This is a genomic window from Streptomyces sp. KM273126, assembly GCF_004337435.2.
Classification (GTDB): domain Bacteria; phylum Actinomycetota; class Actinomycetes; order Streptomycetales; family Streptomycetaceae; genus Streptomyces; species Streptomyces acidicola.
In genome coordinates this window covers 3,103,641-3,123,606 of sequence record NZ_SJXB02000001.1, presented here as the reverse complement: position 1 = coordinate 3,123,606, position 19,966 = coordinate 3,103,641, and the positions used below count along the sequence as shown (strand labels likewise).

The window sequence follows — 19,966 nt, the reverse complement described above, 5'->3', positions numbered from 1 at the left end:
AAAATGGGGGTGTCAGCCGGACCCAGGGGGGCTGGGAGGCGGTGTCATGACGTTCGTGCAGCTCATCGACTGCAAGACAACCCGGTTCGACGAGATGAACCGGCTGATGGACACATGGGTCGAGCAGACCAAAGGCAGGCGGACCGCCACGCACAACATCATCGGCAAGGACCGGTCCGACACGTCGCACCTGATCGAGATCGTGGAGTTCGGATCGTACGAGGAGGCGATGCGGAACTCGAAGCTCCCGGAGACCGGACGTATCTTCCGGGACATGGTCGCGCTCTGCGACGAGAGCCCCACGTTCACCGATCTGGACGTGGTGCGGGACGAGCAGCTGTACGCGGCCAACGTCCGCAGGCTCTTCGAGCTGGCGGCCACCGAGGGCGATCTGCCTCCGCTCAACGACGTGTACGCGGAGAGCTACCACGACCACGACCCGGCCAATGAGCAGGACAGCATCGGGCTGGACGCCATACGCAGGGACATACGGATGTGGCGCGGCGGCTTCGACTTCGCGTTCACGATCGAGGACCAGATCTCCCAGGGCGACCGGGTGTCGACGCGGTGGACCTGGAACGGGACCCACAAGGGTGAGTTCCTGGGGATCGCGGCCACGGGCAGGAAGGTCGGCATGACCGGGACCACGATCTTCCGCTTCCAGGAGGACGGGAAGATCGTCGAGGGCTGGTGGCAGTACGACCGGCTGGGGCTGATGGCTCAGCTCGGGGCGCTCGACGCGCTGGAGAGGTGAGGAGGCAGGCCGGTCCGGACGACGCCGGAAGCAGACACCGGACGGCGCCGTAAGCGGAACGGAAGCAGACCGGACAGGCGAAGGCCCGGCACCCCCGAAGGGGCGCCGGGCCTCACGGCGATATGCCGGGTGCGTCAGTGGGCGTGGCCGTGGCCGTGACCCGCGGCGGCCGGCTCCTCCTCTTCCTTCTTCTCGACGACCAGGGTCTCGGTCGTGAGGAGGAGGGAGGCGATGGAGGCGGCGTTCTCCAGGGCGGAGCGGGTGACCTTGACCGGGTCGATGACGCCGGCCTTGACCAGGTCGCCGTACTCGCCGGTGGCGGCGTTGTAGCCGTTGCCCTTTTCGAGCTCGGCGACCTTGGAGACGATGACGTAGCCCTCCAGGCCGGCGTTCTCGGCGATCCAGCGCAGCGGCTCGACGGCGGCCTTGCGGACGACGGCGACACCGGTGGCCTCGTCGCCGGTCTTGTCGAGGTTGCCCTCCAGGACCTTCACCGCGTGGACGAGCGCAGAGCCACCACCGGAGACGATGCCCTCCTCGACCGCGGCGCGGGTCGCGGAGATGGCGTCCTCCAGACGGTGCTTCTTCTCCTTCAGCTCCACCTCGGTGGCGGCGCCGACCTTGATCACGCACACGCCGCCGGCCAGCTTCGCGAGGCGCTCCTGGAGCTTCTCGCGGTCCCAGTCGGAGTCCGTGGTCTCGATCTCGGCCTTGATCTGGGCGACGCGGCCGGCGACGTCCCCGGCCTGGCCACCGCCGTCGACGATGGTGGTGTCGTCCTTGGTGATGGTCACACGGCGGGCGGTGCCGAGCACGTCCAGGCCGACCTGGTCGAGCTTGAGGCCGACCTCCTCGGCGATGACGGTGCCGCCGGTGAGGGTGGCCATGTCGCCGAGCATCGCCTTGCGGCGGTCACCGAAGCCGGGGGCCTTGACCGCGACCGCGTTGAAGGTGCCGCGGATCTTGTTGACGACGAGGGTGGAGAGGGCCTCGCCCTCGACGTCCTCGGCGATGATCAGCAGCGGCTTGGAGGAGCCCGCCTGGATGACCTTCTCCAGCAGCGGCAGCAGGTCCGCGATCGAGGAGATCTTGCCCTGGTGGATGAGGATGTACGGGTCCTCCAGGACGGCCTCCATGCGCTCCTGGTCCGTCACGAAGTACGGCGACAGGTAGCCCTTGTCGAAGGCCATGCCCTCGGTGAAGTCCAGCTCCAGACCGAAGGTGTTGGACTCCTCGACGGTGATGACACCGTCCTTGCCGACCTTGTCCATCGCCTCGGCGATGAGCTCGCCGACCTGCTGGTCCTGGGCGGACAGCGCGGCGACGGCGGCGATGTCGGACTTCTCTTCGATCGGGCGGGCCGAGGCGAGCAGGTCCTCGGAGACCGCGGCGACGGCGGCGTCGATGCCCTTCTTCAGGGCGGCCGGGGAGGCACCGGCGGCGACGTTCTTCAGGCCCTCGCGCACGAGCGCCTGGGCGAGCACGGTGGCGGTGGTCGTACCGTCACCCGCGATGTCGTTGGTCTTGGTCGCCACCTCCTTCACCAGCTGGGCGCCGAGGTTCTCGTACGGGTCCTCGACCTCGACCTCGCGGGCGATGGTCACACCGTCGTTGGTGATGGTGGGGGCGCCGAACTTCTTGTCGATGACGACATTGCGGCCCTTGGGGCCGATCGTCACCTTCACCGTGTCGGCGAGCTTGTTGACGCCGCGCTCAAGGGCGCGACGGGCGTCCTCGTCGAACTTCAGGATCTTCGCCATGGGAGCGTTGGCCCTCTCGGAAATCTAGAGGTGTGCTAGGTGTGCTAGCGGTGAATGAGCTGCGCCCCTGGCACCCGGCTGATCAACGGCGGGGCCAGGGGCGCAGCTGTAAAGCAGAACCGGTGGTTCCGGGTGAACTACTTCTCGATGATCGCGAGCACGTCGCGAGCCGAGAGGACGAGGTACTCCTCGCCGTTGTACTTCACCTCGGTGCCGCCGTACTTGCTGTAGAGCACCACGTCACCGACCTTGACGTCGAGCTCGACGCGCTTGGCGTCCTCGATGCGGCCCGGGCCCACGGCGAGGACGACGCCCTCCTGGGGCTTCTCCTTCGCGGTGTCCGGGATGACCAGGCCAGAGGCCGTGGTCTGCTCGGCGTCCAGCGGCTGGACCACAATGCGGTCCTCGAGCGGCTTGATGGCAACCTTGGAGCTGGCGGTCGTCACGATCCGACCTCCCCCTTCGGAGATCTCACGGGGTTAACTGTCTGAGGTGGCGACCAGGTCGATCCGTCGTCGCGGGTGCCGGACCTGCCCGTCGCGTTGTTGGCACTCTCCAGGGGGGAGTGCCAGACCTGAGACTATGACCGCGATTAGCACTCGGTCAAGCGGAGTGCCAATTGCCTGCGGCGCGGCGGGGTTTCCGTAGGCGCGCGCGTGGTCTCCGGCGCACCGGAGATGGGGGTGCCGACCCTGAGGGCTCCGCCTCCAGACCCCCGTTTCGGCCTGAACGGCCTCGCCCTCAAACGCCGGACGGGCCGGCTGGGCTTGGCGCCGGCCGCATGAACCGGCCCTCAGAGATAGTCCTCCAGGCGGGCCACGGCGTACCCCTGCTCGGTCACCCGCTTCATGAAGTCGCGGATCATGTCGGGCATCGTGCCCTTCCACTGCCCCTTCCCCCGGAAGTGACTGAGGACGATGTCGCCGGGGTGGAGGTTCCGGCCCGCCTCGCGGTAGGCCCAGCGGCCCGGGAAGACCTCCTCGTTCCACAGGAGGACGGCCTTGATGCCGCAGGCCTTGGCGGCGCGCAGGGTGTCGCGGTCGTAGCTGCCGTACGGCGGGCGGAAGAGGGCGGGCCGCTTCCCGAACTGCTTCTCCATGACGTCCTGCATTCCGCAGATCTCGCGCTTCTGCTCCGCGTAGGGGAGGCGCCGCAGATAGCGGTGGCGGAGGGTGTGGTTGTTCAGGCCGACGCCACGGTCCCGCACTTGCCGGAAGTAGCCGTAGTCGCTCCTCACCACATTGTCGGTGAGGAAGGCGGTGTACGGGATCTTCAGGTCGCTCGTCATCCGCAGGAACGCCGGGTCCTTCTCGGCGCCGTCGTCGATGGTGAGGAACACGACCTTCTCCCGGGTGGGGATGCCGGTGACGACGGGCGGCAGACCGTCTCGTTGGTGCCCGGCGACCTCGAACCCCTTGCGGGTCCGCAGGACCGGCTTCTTCGCCGGGGGCAGCGGCGGCGCCATGGGCACCCTGCCGAGCCCCCAGCGGTTCGTGGCGGCGACCTGGACGGTGTACGACCGGAGCAGCTTCGAGGCGTACGCATCGAGGGCGCGCGCGGGGGGCGCCTGGAGGGGGTCCTGTCTGCCGTGGTCCCGCTGCGCCCCCGCGCCCCGCTCGACCTCCGAGGACGTGTCACCCCGATCGGCCTCCGAAGACGTGTCGTGCCGATCGGCTGCGCCCCCGCACGCGGAGGACGCCAGGGCGGAGACGGCCAGGACGACCACGACCCCCCGGACCCCCGTCCACTTCGCACGCTTTTGATCATTTTGTCGTACGAGTCGCATGTTGCTGCATCCTCGCAGTCCATCCCCCACCGCCCGGCCCGACACCGCCACCGGCCGCGCACCATCCACCGACTGGCCGACAATGATCGGGTGAACGACCTCGCGCCCCTGGACTCCTTCGCCGCCCTCCTCACCCCCGAGGGCCTGGCCCTCCTCGACGAGGTGCGTGGCACCGACCCGGCGGCGGAGCTGGCCGTCGCGACCCGGCTGCGCCGCGACCACCCGGCCGGCCTCGTCTCGGCCGCCCTCACCCAGGCTCGGCTGCGGCAGCGGGCGGTGGCCAAGTTCGGGACGGCGGACGCGGAGCGGATGTTCTTCACGCCGAACGGCGTCGAACAGTCCACGCGCACGTCGGTGGCGACATACCGGGCGAACCGGTTCACGGCGCTGGGAGTGCGGTCCGTCGCCGACCTGTGCTGCGGCATCGGCGGCGACGCGATCGCGCTGGCCCGTGCCGGAATCCGCGTCCTGGCCGTCGACCGGGACCCACTGACGGCCGCCGCGGCCCGCGCGAACGCCGAGGCCCTCGGACTCGCCGACCTGATCGAGGTACGGGAGGCAGATGTGACGGAGGTGGACACGTCCCCCTACGACGCCGTGTTCGTCGACCCTGCGCGACGCGGAGGCCGTGGCCGGATCTTCGATCCCGAGGCCTACTCGCCTCCTCTCTCCTGGGCCGTGGACAACGCCCTCAAGGCACCGCACGCCGCACTGAAGATCGCCCCCGGTGTGCCGCACGAGGCCGTGCCGCCGCAGGCCGAGGCCGAGTGGATCTCCGACGTCGGGGACGTGAAGGAGGCGGTGCTGTGGTTCGGCACCGAGCCGGGCCTGGTGCGGGCCACCCTCCTCCCCGGCCCGCACACCCTGCTCGGCCGGGGCCTGCCCAATCCCCAGGTCCGTTCACTGGGCCGCTACCTGTACGAACCCGACGGCGCCGTCATCCGCGCCCACCTGGTCGCCGAGGCCGCCACGGACCTGGACGGCGGCCTGATCGACGAGACCATCGCCTACGTCACCGCCGACGAGCTGCGCCCCACCCCGTACGCCACCGCCTACGAGATCACCGGCCAACTCCCGTTCAATGTCAAGAAGCTGAAGGCCCTGCTCCGCGAGCGCGAGGTCGGCGTCCTGACCGTGAAGAAGCGCGGCTCGGCGGTCGATCCGGAGGAACTGCGCAGGAAGGTGCTGCCGAAGCCGCACGGGCGTAACGCGGCGACCGTCTTCCTCACCCGGGTCGCGGGAGCCCCGACGATGCTGCTCGGACACCCCGCACGGCCCGGCGAACCGGCCGCCTGACACGCCTTCCCCCACGAACGGCGGTGGCCGGAGTGCGATCCGCGTGGAGCACCACAAGACTGAACGCGACACCACAGACGCCACCGACGCCCAAGGCAGGACAGGAGGCGAGGACTCTCGTGTTTCGCGGCTTCAAGAACTTCCTCATGCGCGGCGATGTCATCGTCGTGGCCGTGGGTCTGGTCGTGGCGCTGGCGTTCAGCACGCTGATCAAGGCATTCACCGACTTCGTGATCAACCCCCTCGTCGCCAGGGCTCAGGGCGGCAAGTCACCCGGCCTGGGCTGGCAGCTCGGACAGCCGGGCAACACCGCCACCTATCTGAACCTCGGCTCGTTCATCGCCGCGCTGATCTACTTCATCATCTTCATGGCGGTCATCTACTTCCTGATCGTCGTTCCCTACAAGCACTACCAGGCCAAGCGCGGCGTGACGGTGTTCGGCGAACCCACACCCAGCAGGACGTGTCCGGCCTGTCTGCAGGACGACCTGCCCAAGGCGGCGACCAAGTGCCGCTACTGCGGCACCGACCTCACTCCCGCGCCCTAGCCGGGCCCGGTCGCCTCCGCCGCCCGCCGCAGCAGGAGTTCCCGCTCCCGCTCGTTGCGCGTCAGCTCCGCCGCCCGCTCGAACTCCGCCCGGGCCTCCTCCGTACGGCCGAGGCGGGCGAGGAGGTCACCGCGGACGCTGGGGAGCAGGTGATAGTCCCGTAGGGCCGGTTCGGCGGCGAGGTGGTCGACGATCTCCAGGGCCGGGCGCGGACCGTCGGCCATCGAGACGGCGACCGCCCGGTTCAGCTCGACGACCGGGGACGGGGTCCGGGCGGCCAGCAAGCCGTACAAAGCAGCGATGCGCGTCCAGTCGGTTTCCTCGTACGTGTAGGCCTGGGCGTGGCACGCCGCGATGGCGGCCTGGAGCGCGTACGGGCCGGAGGCACCCCCGGCGGCGGCACTGGCGCGGCCGAGCGCGGCGAAACCGCGGGCGATCAGCATCCTGTTCCAGCGGCGGCGGTCCTGGTCCTTCAGCAGCACCGGCTCACCGGACGGACCCGTACGCGCGGCCGCCCGCGCCTCCTGGAGCTCCAGCAGCGCCATCAGCCCGTGCACCTCGGGCTCCTTGGGCATCAGCTGGGCGAGCACCCGGGCGAGCCGGAGGGCGTCCTCGCACAGGGCGGGCCGCAGCCAGTCGTCGCCGGCGGTGGCCGCGTACCCCTCGTTGAAGATCAGGTAGATGACCTCCAGGACGGACCCGAGCCGGGCCTCCCGCTCGGGCCCGTACGGCACCTCGAAGGCGACCCCCTTGGCGGCCAGCGTCCGCTTGGCGCGCACGATGCGCTGGGCCATGGTCGCCTCGGGAACCAGGAACGCACGGGCGGTCTCGACCGTGGTCAGCCCTCCGAGGAGGCGGAGCGTGAGCGCGATCCGCGCCTCGGCGGACAGGACGGGGTGACAGGCGGTGAAGACGAGCCGGAGCAGATCGTCGTCGATGTCGTCGGGATCGGAGGGCTCGTCGAAGTGGTGCGCGCCGGTCAGGGACAGGTCCCGTCCGACCTCCTCCAGCTTCTGTGCGTACCGTTCCCGCCGCCGTACGAGATCGATGGCCCGGCGCTTGGCCGTCGTCGTCAGCCAGGCGCCCGGGTTGTCCGGCACCCCGTCCCTCGGCCACTGCTCCAGCGCCGCGACCAGCGCGTCCTGCGCCAGTTCCTCCGCGATGCCGACGTCCCCCACGATCCGGGCGACACGGGCGATGACGCGGGGCGACTCGATCCGGAAGACGGCCTCGATGGTGCGGGTGGCGGGCTCCGTCGGCTCCGGGGAGCCGACGGGCCCGGCGGGCCGCTGGGGCGGGGTGGGCTGCGGTGTCACAACCCACCATCAGACACCCGTACGGGCCGCCGGGCCAATGAACGGCCCCCGTCAGCCTCCCTGGATCTCCCGGACCTCGCAGGTCACCGTCCACTCGGGCCCGTGCACCCGCACGAACCGCTTGGTCCACTCAAGTGCCTCGGCCATGTCCTTGCACTGCATGACGGCGTACCCGCCGACGACCTCCTTGGTCTCGGTGAACGGCCCGTCGGTGACCGACACGTTCCCGCCCTCCCAGTGCACCCTCTTGCCCTGGACGGTCGGCATCAGCCCGGCGGTGTCGAGCATGACCCCGGCCTTCGTGATCGCGTCCAGCAGCTTCCCCATCCGCTCCATCATCTCGGGGCTGGGGCCCTCGGCGGGAGCGGTCGCCTCGTCGATCTTCACCAGCGACAGGTAGCGCGGCATCGTGACTCCTCAGGTGTGACGGCGGGACCTTTTCCCCGCCTCTCACCCTGAGCGTCGAACGACAGAAACCCGGATCGACACGCCCGCCAGAAAACTTCTCACGCACCGCGGAGGCCTCACCGCAGCGACGCCCACACCTCGCTCGCCTCCGGCTCGTCCGCCACCACGCGGTTGCGGTCCGACGGCGCCGGTACCACCGGCATCATCACCGTCGTGACATCGGCCGAGGTCAGGCCCCTCAGGCTCTGGCCAAGGCTCATCAGCCCGCCGAGGGAATCCAGCCCGGTGTCCGTCGTCAGACCGCCGGTGACCGCGTCGGCGACCTGGTAGAGCCTGGCAGGGCTGGTCAGCAGATTCGTCGAGGAGACCTGATCCAGCAGGGCCTTCACCAGCGTCTGCTGGAGGCCTATGCGGCCCAGGTCGCTGCCGTCGCCTATGCCGTGGCGGGTACGCGCGAGAGCGAGGGCCTGTTCGCCGTCCAGATGGTGGGTGCCGGCCTCCAGTTTCAGACGGCTGTCCTCGTCGTCGATGTCCTCGTCCGTCGTGACGGTCACCCCGCCCAGCGCGTCCACCAGCTTCGCGAAACCCGAGAAGTCGATCTCGACGTAGTGATCCATACGGACGCCGGTCAGCGACTCGACGGTCTTCACCGCACACACCGGACCGCCCACCGAGTACGCGCTGTTGAACATCGTGTTGTACGCGACCGAGGTGGAGCCGCCCGAGGGCAGGGGGCAGGACGGGCGCGTGACCAGTGTGTCGCGCGGGATGCTCACCACCGTCGCCTCACTGCGCCCCTCGTCGAGGTGGACGACCATCGCCGTGTCGGACCGGGCACCGCCACTGTCCCCGCCTCCGAGCTCGGCGTTCTCCTCGCCGCTACGGGAGTCGGAGCCGAGGACCAGGATGTTCAACGCCGTGCTGGGCAACGGTGAGGCGGCGGACGAGGGCGACGGGCTTGGCACCATCGCGGGCGGGCGGTCGTCGCCGAGCGCGCTCTCGATGTCGACGCTCTTGATGTTGTCGTTCAGATGCCAGTACGCCCAGCCCGCCGTGCCCACGCCCAGCGCGAACACCCCGGCGAGGGTGAGGCCGGCGGCCTTCAGCAGCCTCGGCCGCCGGCCCACTTGTCTGTCCGCCGCTCCGCCGTCATCCCCGCGTTCACCGCTTCGCACAGTCACACGCAGGAACATAAGTCCGAATTATTACGAGCGGAGACGTCCGACCGGCATTCTTCGGAAATTCTCAGACTCTTCGGCCGATGGTCAGCCGTGCGTGAGCGCACCTCACGCCAACGTCACCGTCGGCAGCGGGTTGCTCCCGTTCCAGTTCGCGTTGAAACCGAAGGTCACCGAACCGCCGCTCGGCACGCTCCCGTTCCACGAGACGTTCGTGCAACTCACCGCCGAGCCCGTCTGTGTGCACGTGGCGTTCCAGGCCTGGGTGATCTGCTGGCCCGCGCCGAACGTCCAGTTGGCCCTCCAGGACGAGAGGGACGCCCCCGAGCAGGCGATCGTCACCTGGCCCGTGAACCCGGTGTTCCACTGGCTGGTGACGCCGTACGTCGCCGTGCACGCGCCCGTCGGAGGCGGTGTCGTCGTGCCGCCGAGGGCCCTCACGATGCCTGAGTACGCCGGTTTCGGGGCGTAGTTCTCGTCGTACGGGGTCGCCGCGCCCTGGCCGGGGAAGGTGTCCGGGATCCACGAGTCGGAGTCCGTGAAGCCCCAGACGGTGACCCCGGTGCACCGGCTCACCGCGACACACGCCTTCACCACGGCCTCGTACTCGGTCCCCTGCTGCGCCAGCTTGGCCTCGGTGGCCGGGAGTTGCATACGGATGTCCAGCTCCGTGATGGCCACGTCCACGCCCAGGTCGGCGAAGCGCTGGATGTTCTGCTGGAGAGTCGAGGGGACCTGGCCGAGGATCAGATGGGCCTGGAGGCCGACGCCGTCGATCGGGACACCGCGCTCCTTCAACGACTTGACCAGGTTGTACAGCGCCGTGCTCTTCGCGTTGACGCCCTCGACGTTGTAGTCGTTGATGTAGAGCTTGGCGCTGGGGTCGGCCGCGCGGGCGGCGGTCAGGGCCTGGGCGATGTAGTCGGCGCCGAGGCCGTTGTACCAGAGGGTCTGACGGTAGGTGCCGTCCTCGTTGAACGGCTCGTTCACCACGTCCCAGGCGGCCAGCCGGCCCTTGTAGCGGCCGACCTCGGTGGCGATGTGGTCGTTCATCAGCTGGCTCAACTGGGCGGAGGTCCAGCTGCCGTTCGTCAGCCAGCTCGGGTTCTGGCTGTGCCAGACGAGGGTGTGGCCGCGCACCTGCTGCCCGTTGGCCTCCGCGAAGTTGACGATCTGGTCGGCCTCGGTCCAGTTGAAGTTGCCTCGGGTGGGCTCGACGGAGCCCCATTTCATGGCGTTGCCGGGGGTGAGGAAGTTGAACTCCTCCCCGGCGATCCGGCCGTAGGTGCCCGTGAGCTTGGAGCCGGTGACCGCCGTTCCGATGACCTTGCCCTTGGCGTCGGCGAGGTCGCGCAGCGGGGGGTCGGCGGCGTGGGCGGGGGCCGCGCCCAGCAGCGCGGTCAGCGCGGTCAGCGCTGCCGCGCCGGTGAGCAGGGTGGTGAGGCGGGAGCGTAACGGGGATCTGGAGGTTCTCATGACGGGTGCCTCCGAAAGTTTCGGCCGTTCAACCGATTGACTTCGGAGGAGTGTGGGGGTGGATGCCACACCCGTCAATAGGTTCACTTCGGGTGCGTTTCGTCTGCCGGGTTTGTGTTGGTGGGCGGCTGCGGGTCGTGTGTGGCTGGTCGCGCAGTTCCCCGCGCCCCTTAAAAGCACGGGCGCACCCGAGCCCGAGCCCGAGCCCTTGGCGCACCTCGACCGCACCGCCCACGCACCGTCAGCCACGCCCGCGCGCCGCCCGCACTCCGACCCCACGCACCACCTGCGCCCCACCCGCACCCGCAGCCACGCCCGCACCCGTCCCCGCACCGCCAGCCGTGCCCGTACCCCCGACGCGCCCGCCAGCCGTAACCGCACCCCCGACACCCTCGGCAGCCGCGTACGCGCGGCAGGGGGTGTGCCGGGAGGTGTCCGCCCGCAGCGGCCGGCGTCCGCCGCCGAGCACATACGACACCCCACAGACCCGCCGGACCGAGGACGGAGACCTCCCGGCGCGCCCCCGACCCACGACGAAACCACGGGCGCCCAGGCCACGACGACGGGAAGGCCGCCCATGAGCCTCAGGAACGCTCCCCGTAATGCGCACTGCCCGCTGCAGAGGCGCACCCGACCCGCGAACGAACAAGTAGGCGACGCAAACCCCCACGGCAGCGGAGCACTCCACGAAACCTCAGGCACCCTCCCCGGACGCACCCCTCCCCCGCCCCGGAGGGGCCCCGTGCTGCTCCGGACCACCAGGCTCGTCGCCAGCTCCACCCGTGTCGCCGCCGGCGACCCCTCCTCGCGCCCCAGGTCGAGCACCAGCCGCGTCGCCGCCTCGGCCATCTCCATCAGCGGCTGCCGTACGGTCGTCAGCGGCGGCCCCACCCAGCGGGCCACCGGCAGGTCGTCGAAGCCGACCACGCTCAGGTCCTCGGGAATCCGCAGCCCCAGCTCGCGCGCCGCCTCGTACAGGCCGAGCGCCTGGAGGTCGTTGCCCGCGAAGACGGCGGTGGGGCGGTCCGGCAGCCGGAGCAGTTCGAGCCCCAGTCGGTAGCCGGTCTCGTGGTGGAAGTCGCCGGCCTTGATCAGCTCCGGGTCCACCGGCAGCCCGGCCGTCTCCAGCGCCGCCCGGTAGCCGTCCACCCGCGCCCGGCTGCACATCATCCGCGAGGGCCCGCTGATCGCACCGATGCGTTCGTGCCCCAGCTCGACCAGATGCCGGGTCGCGGCCAGCCCGCCCTGCCAGTTCGTCGCACCGATCGAGGGCACGTCGTCGCCCGGGTCGCCCGCCGGGTCCATCACCACGAACGGGATGGACCGGCTGGTCAGCAGCGCGCGCTGAGACGCGTCGAGCCCGGAGAGAACCAGCACCACCCCGTGCGGGCGGCGAGCCGCGACCTGGTCGGCCCAGGTCCGGCCGGGCGTCAGCCGGCCCGCGCTCTCGGAGAGGACCACGCTCAGCCCGGCCTCCCGCGCCACCGTCTCGACACCCCGGATGACCTCCATCGCCCAGGCGCTCTCCAGCTCGTGGAAGACCACGTCGACGAGCGGCGAGCGGGTCGCCTCGGCTCGGCGCCGCCGGTAGCCGTACTCGCGCAGCAGCTCCTCGACGCGCGTGCGCGTCGCCGGGGCGACGTCGGCCCGGCCGTTGAGCACCTTCGAAACAGTCGGAGCCGAGACCCCCGCCTCACGGGCGATCTCGGCGAGCGTTGCCGTCTGCGTGGACTGCGTCCCCTGCGGTCTCGTCGGGGTTTCCTCGGGCTTCGGAGGTTTCATGGGCCGGATCGTATCCCTGCGCGACCCCTTGACGGACCCCTTCGGGCGCCCTACGTTCCCGGAACATTCGAAGTGCCATCCGAAACATTCGCGAAGGGTGAGCAAGGGTGAGTGCTGCAATGGAGTCGCACAGAGGTCGGTCCGGCGGCGGGAGCCCGGGCAGCCGTACGTTCAGCAGGCGCTGGGTGCTGGGGGCCGGTGCCACCACGTTGCTCACCACCGGGACCACCGGACTCACGGCCTGCGGCTCCGGCAGCGGCTCGGGCGGCGACAGCGGCACGATCACCGCCTTCGTGTACGGCGACGACGCGGTGAAGGTCCAGGAGGCGGGCGTGGCCCGCTTCAACAAGTCGGCCGCCGCGAAGAAGGCGGGAGGCAGGGTCAAGCTGGAGAAGGTCCCCGGCTCCGACTACTCCCCCAAGCTCCGCACGGCCATGGGCTCGCCGAGCGCCCCGGACGTCTTCTTCAACTGGGGCGGCGGCTCCATCAAGGCGTACGAGGAGGCGGGCAAGCTCGTCGACCTCACCGACATCATCAGCGACGACCCGGTCCTCAAGGACGGCTTCCTGCCCGCGGTGCTCACCGCCGGCGACCTCAAGGGCCGCCACTACGGCATACCGATGCGCGGCATGCAGCCCGTGATCCTCTTCTACAACAAGTCGGTCTTCGCCGAGCACAAGCTCCAGCCGCCCACCACCTGGGACCAGTTGCTCGACATCAACGCCAAGCTGAGAAAAGCAAAAATCACCCCCTTCGCACTCGGCGGCGCCGACATCTGGCCCGAGCTGATGTGGCTGGAGTACCTCGTCGACCGCATCGGCGGCCCCGAGGTCTTCAAGCGCATCCAGGACGGCGACGCCGAGGGCTGGGGCGACCCGGCGGTCCTCAAGGCCGCCGAGATGGTGAAGGAACTCGTCGACGACGGCGCCTTCGGCTCCAAGTTCACCTCGGTGTCGTACGTCAACGGCGGCGCCCCCGCGGTCTTCGCCAAGGGCAAGGCCGCCATGCACCTGATGGGCTCGTGGGAGTACTCGACGCAGCTCGGCAAGTTCCCGGACTTCGCCAGGAGCAACCTGGGCTGGGCCGCGTTCCCCAAGGTCGAGGACGGCACGGGCGACGTCCGCAACGTCGTCGGCAACCCCACCAACTACTGGTCCGTCAACGCCCGTACACGGAACAAGGACCTGGCCGTCGCGTTCCTCAAGGACTGCGCGTCCCAGGCGTACGCGAAGGACCTGATCGACCTCGGTGACGTCCCGACCACGTCGAACGCGGCCGAACTGCTCTCCTCCGCGCCCAACCCGGAGTACGCGAGGTTCCAGTACGACATGGTGGAGCAGGCCCCGGCCTTCACGCTCTCCTGGGACCAGGCGCTGGGCGACGCACTGGGCACGAAGATGCACACGGAGATCGGCAAGCTGTTCGCGGGGAAGTCGTCACCGAGCCAGTTCGTGACGGCCTGCAAGAGGCTGAAGTGAGCGCGACGCTCGACAAACGGCCGCCCGCCCCGGTAACCACCCAGACGAAGAGAACCAGTGCCGGCCGCCCCCACGCGGCCTGGGCGCTGCCCGCCGTAGCCTTCTTCACCTTCTTCGCGGTCGTCCCGATGGCCCTGGCCTTCTACCTCTCCTTCACCAGGTGGGACGGCCTCGGCGACCCACAGCCCGTCGGCCTGGACAACTGGCGGAAGCTGCTCGACGACCCACGGCTGACCCAGTCGCTGCGGCTGACCGTGCTGCTGACGTTCGCGAGCTGGGCGTTCCAGACGGTGGTGGCCCTGCTGCTGGGCGTCTGGGCGGCGGGCCGCCAGCGCAACCGGGCGGTCCTGTCCGCGATCTTCTTCGTGCCGTTCCTGCTGTCCTCCACCGCCATCGCGGTGCTCTTCTACGCCCTGCTCGACCCGAACTTCGGCATCATCCAGAGGGACGTCCTCGGCTCGTCCAGCGGGGCGTTCCTCGCGGTCGTGTTCGTCGGCGGCTGGCAGTTCATCCCGTTCCACACGCTGATCTACCAGGGCGGCGCCCGGCAGATCCCGCAGGTCCTGTACCAGGCGGCGGCCATCGACGGCGCGGGCCGCTACCGCCAGTTCTTCTCCATCACGCTGCCCCAGCTGCGGCACACCATCACGACGTCGACCGTGCTGATCGTCGTCGGCTCGCTCACGTACTTCGAGACGGTGCTGATCCTGACCAAGGGCGGCCCGGGCACGGACACGGCGATCCTGCCGTACCTGATGTACGAGGCGGGCTTCAAGTCGTACGACTTCGGCTACGCGAGCGCCATCGCGTCGTTCCTGGTGCTGGCCGCCACCGGCCTGTCGCTGCTGCTGGTCCGGATGACCGGCTTCGGCACCATGCGCAGCACACGCGAAGGGATGTGACGGGGTGTCACGGGTGTCACACGATACGTTGCCGCGTCCCGTGAGGACCCGCGAGCCCGGCCGGGAGCCACCCGCATCGGGCCGCCGCCGCAGGCACTGGACGAGGCGCGCGAACCCGGTCGCGGGCCTCGGCTCGGTCGTCTGGCTCGCGATCGTCGTCATCCCGGTCTACGCCATGCTGTCGGCCTCCCTCACCGGCCAGGACAAGGCCCTCACCGGCAACCCCCTGAAACCGCCGACGAGTCCGACCCTCGACAACTACAACACCGTCCTCCACACCGGGTTCGGGCATCTGCTCGGCAACACGGTGATCGTGGCCGTGGCGGTCGTGGGCATCGTCCTCGTGCTCTGTGTCCCCCTCGCCTACGTGGCCGTCCGCACCCGCGACCGCTGGTCGACCACGGCCTTCCGCCTGTTCCTGCTGGGCGTGGCGATCCCGGCCCAGGCGGTCGTGGTCCCCCTGTACCTCCTGATCGCCCAGCTCGACCTGTACGACACCCTCCTGGCGGTCATCCTGCCGACGGCGGCCTTCGCGATGCCGGTCTCGGTGCTGGTGCTGGTCGGCACGCTCCGGGACGTGTCGGAGGACCTGTACGAGGCGATGGCCCTGGACGGCGCGTCCCCGCTGCGGATGCTGTTCCAGCTGACGATCCCGCTCGCCAAGGGCGGTATCAGCACCGTGGTGATCTACGCGGCGCTCCAGGCCTGGAACGGCTTCCTCTTCCCGCTGATCTTCACCCAGTCGGACGGCCCACGCGTCCTCACCCTCGGGCTCTTCAACTACGTCAGCCAGTTCGGTGTCAACATCCCGGCGCTGCTGGCCTCTGTCGTGCTGTCCGGCATTCCGATCTTCACCGTCTATCTGGTGGCCCGCCGTGCTCTCGTGGGCGGCCTGATGGGCGTGGGCGGCAAGTGAACCCGCATCTCTCCGACAGCCTGGGACCTCTCCGACAGACCGACTCTGACAGGAGTTTCATGACCACCGCCTCATGGCGTGACCGCGCCCTCCCCGCCGCGGTCCGCGTCGACGACCTGCTCTCCCGTATGACCCTGGAGGAGAAGACCGCCCAGCTGTACGGCGTGTGGGTGGGCGCCGCCACGGACGGCGAGGGAGTCGCCCCCCACCAGGACGAGATGGCCGAGACCGTCGACTTCGACGAGGTGATCACCCGGGGCCTCGGCCAGCTCACCCGCTCCTTCGGCACGGCTCCCGTGGACCCGGCGCTGGGTGCGCAGGCGCTGGCCCGCGCCCAGCGCCGCATCGTCGCCGCGAACCGTTTCGGCGTCCCGGCCGTCGCCCACGAGGAGTGCCTGGCCGGCTTCACGACCTGGGGCGCCACCGCGTACCCGGTCCCGCTGGCCTGGGGCGCGACCTTCGACCCGGCGCTGGTCGAGGAGATGGCCCGGCGCATCGGCCGCGACCTGGCGTCGGTGGGCGTGCACCAGGGCCTCGCCCCGGTCCTGGACGTCGTACGGGACCTGCGCTGGGGCCGGGTCGAGGAGACCATCGGCGAGGACCCGTACCTGGTCGGCACGATCGGCACGGCGTACGTACGAGGTCTGGAGTCCGCGGGGATCGTCGCCACACTGAAGCACTTCGCGGGCTACTCGGCCTCCCTGGGCGCGCGCAACCAGGCGCCGGTACGGGCAGGGGTGCGGGAGTTCGCCGACGTGACGCTGCCCCCGTTCGAGATGGCGCTGCGGGAGGGCGGGGCGCGCTCGGTGATGGCCGCGTACAACGAGACGGACGGCGTCCCGGCGTCCGCGGACCCGTTCCTGCTGACCGAACTCCTGCGGGAGACCTGGGGCTTCACCGGAACGGTCGTCTCCGACTACTTCGGCATCGCTCTCCTCCAGACGCACCACCGGATCGCCGGAACCCGCGCGGAGGCGGCCCACGCCGCCCTGGCCGCGGGCCTCGACGTCGAACTCCCCACCCTGCGCTGCTACGGCGACCCGCTGGCGGAGGCCGTACGGGAGGGCACGGTCCCCGAGACCCTGGTGGACCGGGCGGCGCACCGGGTGCTGCTCCAGAAGTGCGAGCTGGGTCTGCTGGACGAGGACTGGGCCCCGGAGCCCACGACGCCCGTGGACCTGGACTCTCCGCGGAACCGTGACCTGGCCCGCCGTCTGGCCGAGGAGTCGGTGGTCCTCCTGGCCAACCCGGAGGGCCTGCTCCCTCTGGCCCCCGACACCCGGATCGCGCTGGTGGGCCCGCGGGCCGACGACCCCCTCGCCATGCTGGGCTGCTACTCCTTCCCGTCCCACGTGGGCACGCTGCATCCCGAGACCCCCTTGGGCATCGAGATCCCGACGCTCGTCGACGCCCTGCGCACGGAACTCCCCGACGCGAAGATCACGTACACACCCGGCTGCGACGTCTCCGGTGACGACACGGCCGGCTTCCCGGAGGCGGTGGCGCGAGCGGCGGAGGCGGACGTCTGCGTGGCGGTCCTCGGCGACATGGCGGGCCTCTTCGGGCGGGGCACGTCGGGCGAGGGCTGCGACGCGGAGGACCTGCGGCTTCCCGGCGTCCAGGGCGCGCTGCTGGACGCCCTGGCCGCGACGGGCACGCCGGTGGTGCTGGTCCTGCTCACGGGCCGCCCGTACGCCCTGGGCCGCTGGGAGGGCCGGCTGGCGGCCGCGGTCCAGGCGTTCTTCCCGGGGGAGGAGGGCGGCCCGGCGGTGGCAGCAGCACTGTCGGGCCGCGTCGACCCGTCGGGCCGCCTCCCCGTGAGCGTGCCGCGCCGCCCCGGAGGCCAGCCGTGGACGTATCTGCAGCCCCCGCTCGGCCTGGCGAGCGACGCCAGCAGCCTGGATCCGACACCGCTGTACCCCTTCGGGCACGGCTGCTCGTACACGTCGTTCGCGTGGGAGAGCCCCGAAGACGCCGAAGAGGCCGAGAACCCCGAGGACACTGCGGACACCGCCGCGGACACCGAGGACACCGCGGGCGGCCCGCAGCCGGAGATCGACACGGACGGCACGTACGACGTGTCGGTCACCGTCCGCAACACGGGCGACCGTGCGGGCGCCGAGGTCGTCCAGCTCTATCTGCACGACCCGGTGGCCCGCGTGACCCGCCCGGACGTCCGCCTGATCGGCTACCAGCGCGTGGAGCTGGCACCGGGCGAGGCGCGTCGGGTGACGTTCCGCTTCCACGCCGACCTGTCCTCGTTCACCGACCGCTCCGGCCGCCGCGTGGTCGAGCCCGGCGCCCTGGAACTGCGGTTGGCGGCGTCGAGCGCCGACGTGCGCCACACGGCACGCCTGACCCTGACGGGACCGGAGCGCGTCCTGGGCCCGGACCGGCGGCTGCTCTGCGAGACGACGGTGTCCGTGCCGGAGTGAGGGCTCAGCCCAGGGCGCTCAGCCGAGGGCGCGGTCGAGGTTGAAGGCCGCGCTGATCAGCGCCAGGTGGGTGAAGGCCTGCGGGAAGTTGCCCTGCTGTTCGCCGGTGCGGCTGATCTCCTCGGCGTACAGACCGAGGTGGTTGGCGTAGGTGAGCATCTTCTCGAAGGCGAGCCGGGCCTCGTCGATCCGTCCGGCCCTGGTCATTGCCTCGACGTACCAGAAGGAGCAGATGGAGAACGTGCCCTCCTCGCCGTAGAGGCCGTCGGGGCTGGCCTCCGGGTCGTAGCGGTAGACGAGGGAGTCGGACACCAGTTCCCGGGTGAGCGCGTCGAGCGTGGAGAGCCACTTGGGGTCGGTGGGCGAGATGAGCTTGGCCAGGGGCATCATCAGGACGGCGGCGTCGAGGACGTCGCCGTCCTCGTACTGCACGAACGCGCCGCGGTCGGCGGACCAGCCGTGGGTCATGATCCGGCGGTAGATCGTGTCGCGGGCCTGGCGCCAGCGGATGATGTCGGCGGGCAGACCCCGCCGGTTGGCCATGCGGATGGCGCGTTCGACGGCCACCCAGCACATCAGCCGGGAGTACAGGAACTGCTTGCGCCCGCCGCGGGTCTCCCAGATGCCCTCGTCGGGCTGGTCCCAGTGCTCGCACACCCAGTCGACGAGGTCGCAGACGTCGTCCCACTGGTCGCTGGAGATGGGCTGGGCCCACTTGTCGTAGAGGTAGATCGAGTCGATCAGGGCACCGTAGATGTCCAGCTGGAGCTGGCCGGCGGCGGCGTTGCCGACCCGGACCGGTGCCGAGCCCCGGTGGCCGTCCAGGTGGTCCAGCACGCGCTCGGGCACGTCCGTGCGGCCGTCGATGCCGTACAGGATCTGCAACGGGCCGGACGGGCCGCCGTCCCCCGAGCTGATGTGCCGGACCAGGAACCCCATGAACGCCTCGGCCTCGTCGGAGAAGCCCAGCCGCAGCAGGGCGTACACGCAGAAGGCGGCGTCGCGGACCCACACGTACCGGTAGTCCCAGTTCCGCTCGCCGCCGAGCTGCTCGGGCACGCTGGTGGTCGGCGCGGCCACGATGGCGCCGGTCGGGGCGTAGGTGAGGAGCTTCAGCGTGAGCGCGGAGCGGTGCACCATCTCCCGCCAGCGGCCGCGGTAGCGGGAGGAGGACAGCCAGCGCCGCCAGTACGCCACCGTCTCCCCGAACTCGCGCTCGGCCTCGAAGCGGGCACACCCGCGCGGCGCCACGGCACCGCCGACCTGGTCGAGCGCGAACACGGCGACCTCGCCCTCGGCGAGCTTGAACGTGGCGCGGGCGTCGGAGCCGTCGTGTTCCAGGGGCACGGTGGAGGTCAGGGCGAGCGCCAGCCCGGCGGACTCGAAGACCGCCACGTCGCCGAGGTTCCGCAGCGTGTGCGGGTCGGCCCCGTAGTTGAACCGCGGCGCCACGAGCACCCGGAACGGGACGGTGCCGCGCACGCACAGCACCCGCCGGATCAGCCGGTGCCGTCCGGCCTCGCCTCCAGTGCCCGTCTCCTCGCCCCGTATCGGCATGAAGTCCTGGACCTCCCCCACACCCTCCTCGGTGAAGAAGCGGGTGATCAGCACATTGGTGTCGGGGAAGTAGAACTGCTTGGTCCGCGCGGGCACGCTCGCCGCCAGCTCGAAGCAGCCGCCCCGCTCCGCGTCCAGGAGGGAGGCGAACACGCTCGGCGCGTCGAAGCGGGGGCAGCAGTACCAGTCGATCGTGCCGTTGCTGCCCACGAGGGCCACGGTCCGCAGATCGCCGATCAGCCCGTGCTCTGCGATGGGCAGGTATCCGCTGGTCTCCGCCATGACACACCTCACCGGGACGCGGCCCGCGTCGGCAGGCCGACGCTTCCCAGGCTACGACCACGCCGCCCGACCGGCCCGTCCATGTCGACGAC

The 19,966-nt window shown here is 70.5% G+C and carries 15 protein-coding genes and 1 pseudogene; 7 read left to right on the top strand and 9 right to left on the bottom strand.

Annotated elements, in window-relative coordinates; translation table 11 throughout:
• Nucleotides 1-46 precede the first annotated feature (46 nt).
• Nucleotides 47-754: an ester cyclase gene (locus E0500_RS13550; protein ID WP_131567139.1), complete on the top strand. Its 708-nt coding sequence runs from the start codon at nucleotides 47-49 to the stop codon at nucleotides 752-754.
• A 134-nt stretch (nucleotides 755-888) separates the two neighbouring features.
• Here the strand turns inward: E0500_RS13550 and groL are convergent, their stop codons facing one another.
• The 3 genes from groL to E0500_RS13535 form a co-directional block, all read right to left on the bottom strand.
• Nucleotides 889-2,514, bottom strand: coding sequence for a chaperonin GroEL (gene groL, locus E0500_RS13545; RefSeq protein WP_131567144.1), 1,626 nt, complete (start codon nucleotides 2,512-2,514; stop codon nucleotides 889-891).
• Between the two features lie 137 nt (nucleotides 2,515-2,651).
• Nucleotides 2,652-2,960, bottom strand: a complete 309-nt coding sequence (groES, locus tag E0500_RS13540) for a co-chaperone GroES (RefSeq protein WP_131567147.1) — start codon at nucleotides 2,958-2,960, stop codon at nucleotides 2,652-2,654.
• A 347-nt stretch (nucleotides 2,961-3,307) separates the two neighbouring features.
• Entirely contained in the window at nucleotides 3,308-4,300 is a 993-nt protein-coding gene (locus tag E0500_RS13535) for a polysaccharide deacetylase family protein (RefSeq protein WP_131567150.1), read from the bottom strand.
• A 90-nt stretch (nucleotides 4,301-4,390) separates the two neighbouring features.
• On the opposite strand from E0500_RS13535, the gene E0500_RS13530 reads away from it, so the two are divergent.
• Together E0500_RS13530 and E0500_RS13525 are read left to right on the top strand one after the other, a co-directional pair.
• Nucleotides 4,391-5,596: a class I SAM-dependent methyltransferase gene (locus tag E0500_RS13530; protein WP_309505048.1), complete on the top strand. Its 1,206-nt coding sequence runs from the start codon at nucleotides 4,391-4,393 to the stop codon at nucleotides 5,594-5,596.
• Nucleotides 5,597-5,715: 119 nt separating this feature from the next.
• Nucleotides 5,716-6,144: an MscL family protein gene (locus E0500_RS13525; protein ID WP_131567156.1), complete on the top strand. Its 429-nt coding sequence runs from the start codon at nucleotides 5,716-5,718 to the stop codon at nucleotides 6,142-6,144.
• Here E0500_RS13525 and E0500_RS13520 read toward each other — a convergent pair.
• From E0500_RS13520 to E0500_RS13500, 5 genes and pseudogenes are all read right to left on the bottom strand, one after another.
• The gene (locus tag E0500_RS13520; protein ID WP_131567159.1) at nucleotides 6,141-7,460 is read right to left on the bottom strand and encodes a DUF6596 domain-containing protein; all 1,320 of its coding nucleotides are present in this window, start codon (nucleotides 7,458-7,460) and stop codon (nucleotides 6,141-6,143) included. The genes E0500_RS13525 and E0500_RS13520 overlap by 4 nt on opposite strands.
• A gap of 51 nt (nucleotides 7,461-7,511) precedes the next feature.
• Nucleotides 7,512-7,868 carry a YciI family protein gene (locus tag E0500_RS13515; RefSeq protein WP_131567162.1) on the bottom strand — a complete coding sequence of 119 codons (357 nt, stop codon included), beginning with the start codon at nucleotides 7,866-7,868 and terminating at the stop codon, nucleotides 7,512-7,514.
• Between the two features lie 116 nt (nucleotides 7,869-7,984).
• Nucleotides 7,985-9,061: an LCP family protein gene (locus tag E0500_RS13510; protein WP_131567165.1), complete on the bottom strand. Its 1,077-nt coding sequence runs from the start codon at nucleotides 9,059-9,061 to the stop codon at nucleotides 7,985-7,987.
• 93 nt (nucleotides 9,062-9,154) lie between these two features.
• Nucleotides 9,155-10,522, bottom strand: coding sequence for an endo-1,4-beta-xylanase (locus E0500_RS13505; RefSeq protein ID WP_131567169.1), 1,368 nt, complete (start codon nucleotides 10,520-10,522; stop codon nucleotides 9,155-9,157).
• A gap of 738 nt (nucleotides 10,523-11,260) precedes the next feature.
• Nucleotides 11,261-12,304, bottom strand: a pseudogene (locus tag E0500_RS13500) (LacI family DNA-binding transcriptional regulator); the annotation flags it as partial.
• Nucleotides 12,305-12,423: 119 nt separating this feature from the next.
• On the opposite strand from E0500_RS13500, the gene E0500_RS13495 reads away from it, so the two are divergent.
• From E0500_RS13495 to E0500_RS13480, 4 genes are read left to right on the top strand one after another with little or no spacing between them, the layout of a single operon-like run.
• Nucleotides 12,424-13,782 (top strand): ABC transporter substrate-binding protein, encoded by a 1,359-nt coding sequence (locus E0500_RS13495; RefSeq protein WP_131562687.1) that lies wholly within the window; start codon nucleotides 12,424-12,426, stop codon nucleotides 13,780-13,782.
• Entirely contained in the window at nucleotides 13,779-14,684 is a 906-nt protein-coding gene (locus E0500_RS13490; RefSeq protein WP_131562689.1) for a carbohydrate ABC transporter permease, read from the top strand. The genes E0500_RS13495 and E0500_RS13490 overlap by 4 nt, the downstream gene beginning before the upstream one ends.
• 13 nt (nucleotides 14,685-14,697) lie before the next feature.
• Nucleotides 14,698-15,600: a carbohydrate ABC transporter permease gene (locus E0500_RS13485; RefSeq protein WP_399119108.1), complete on the top strand. Its 903-nt coding sequence runs from the start codon at nucleotides 14,698-14,700 to the stop codon at nucleotides 15,598-15,600.
• 59 nt (nucleotides 15,601-15,659) lie between these two features.
• A complete protein-coding gene (locus E0500_RS13480) occupies nucleotides 15,660-18,035 on the top strand; it encodes a glycoside hydrolase family 3 N-terminal domain-containing protein (protein WP_131562694.1) in 2,376 nt (791 codons plus the stop codon).
• A gap of 18 nt (nucleotides 18,036-18,053) precedes the next feature.
• On the opposite strand, the gene E0500_RS13475 is transcribed toward E0500_RS13480, so the two are convergent.
• On the bottom strand, nucleotides 18,054-19,874 hold the full coding sequence (locus E0500_RS13475) for a glycoside hydrolase family 15 protein (RefSeq protein ID WP_131562696.1): 1,821 nt from the start codon (nucleotides 19,872-19,874) through the stop codon (nucleotides 18,054-18,056).
• Between the last annotated feature and the right edge of the window lie 92 nt (nucleotides 19,875-19,966).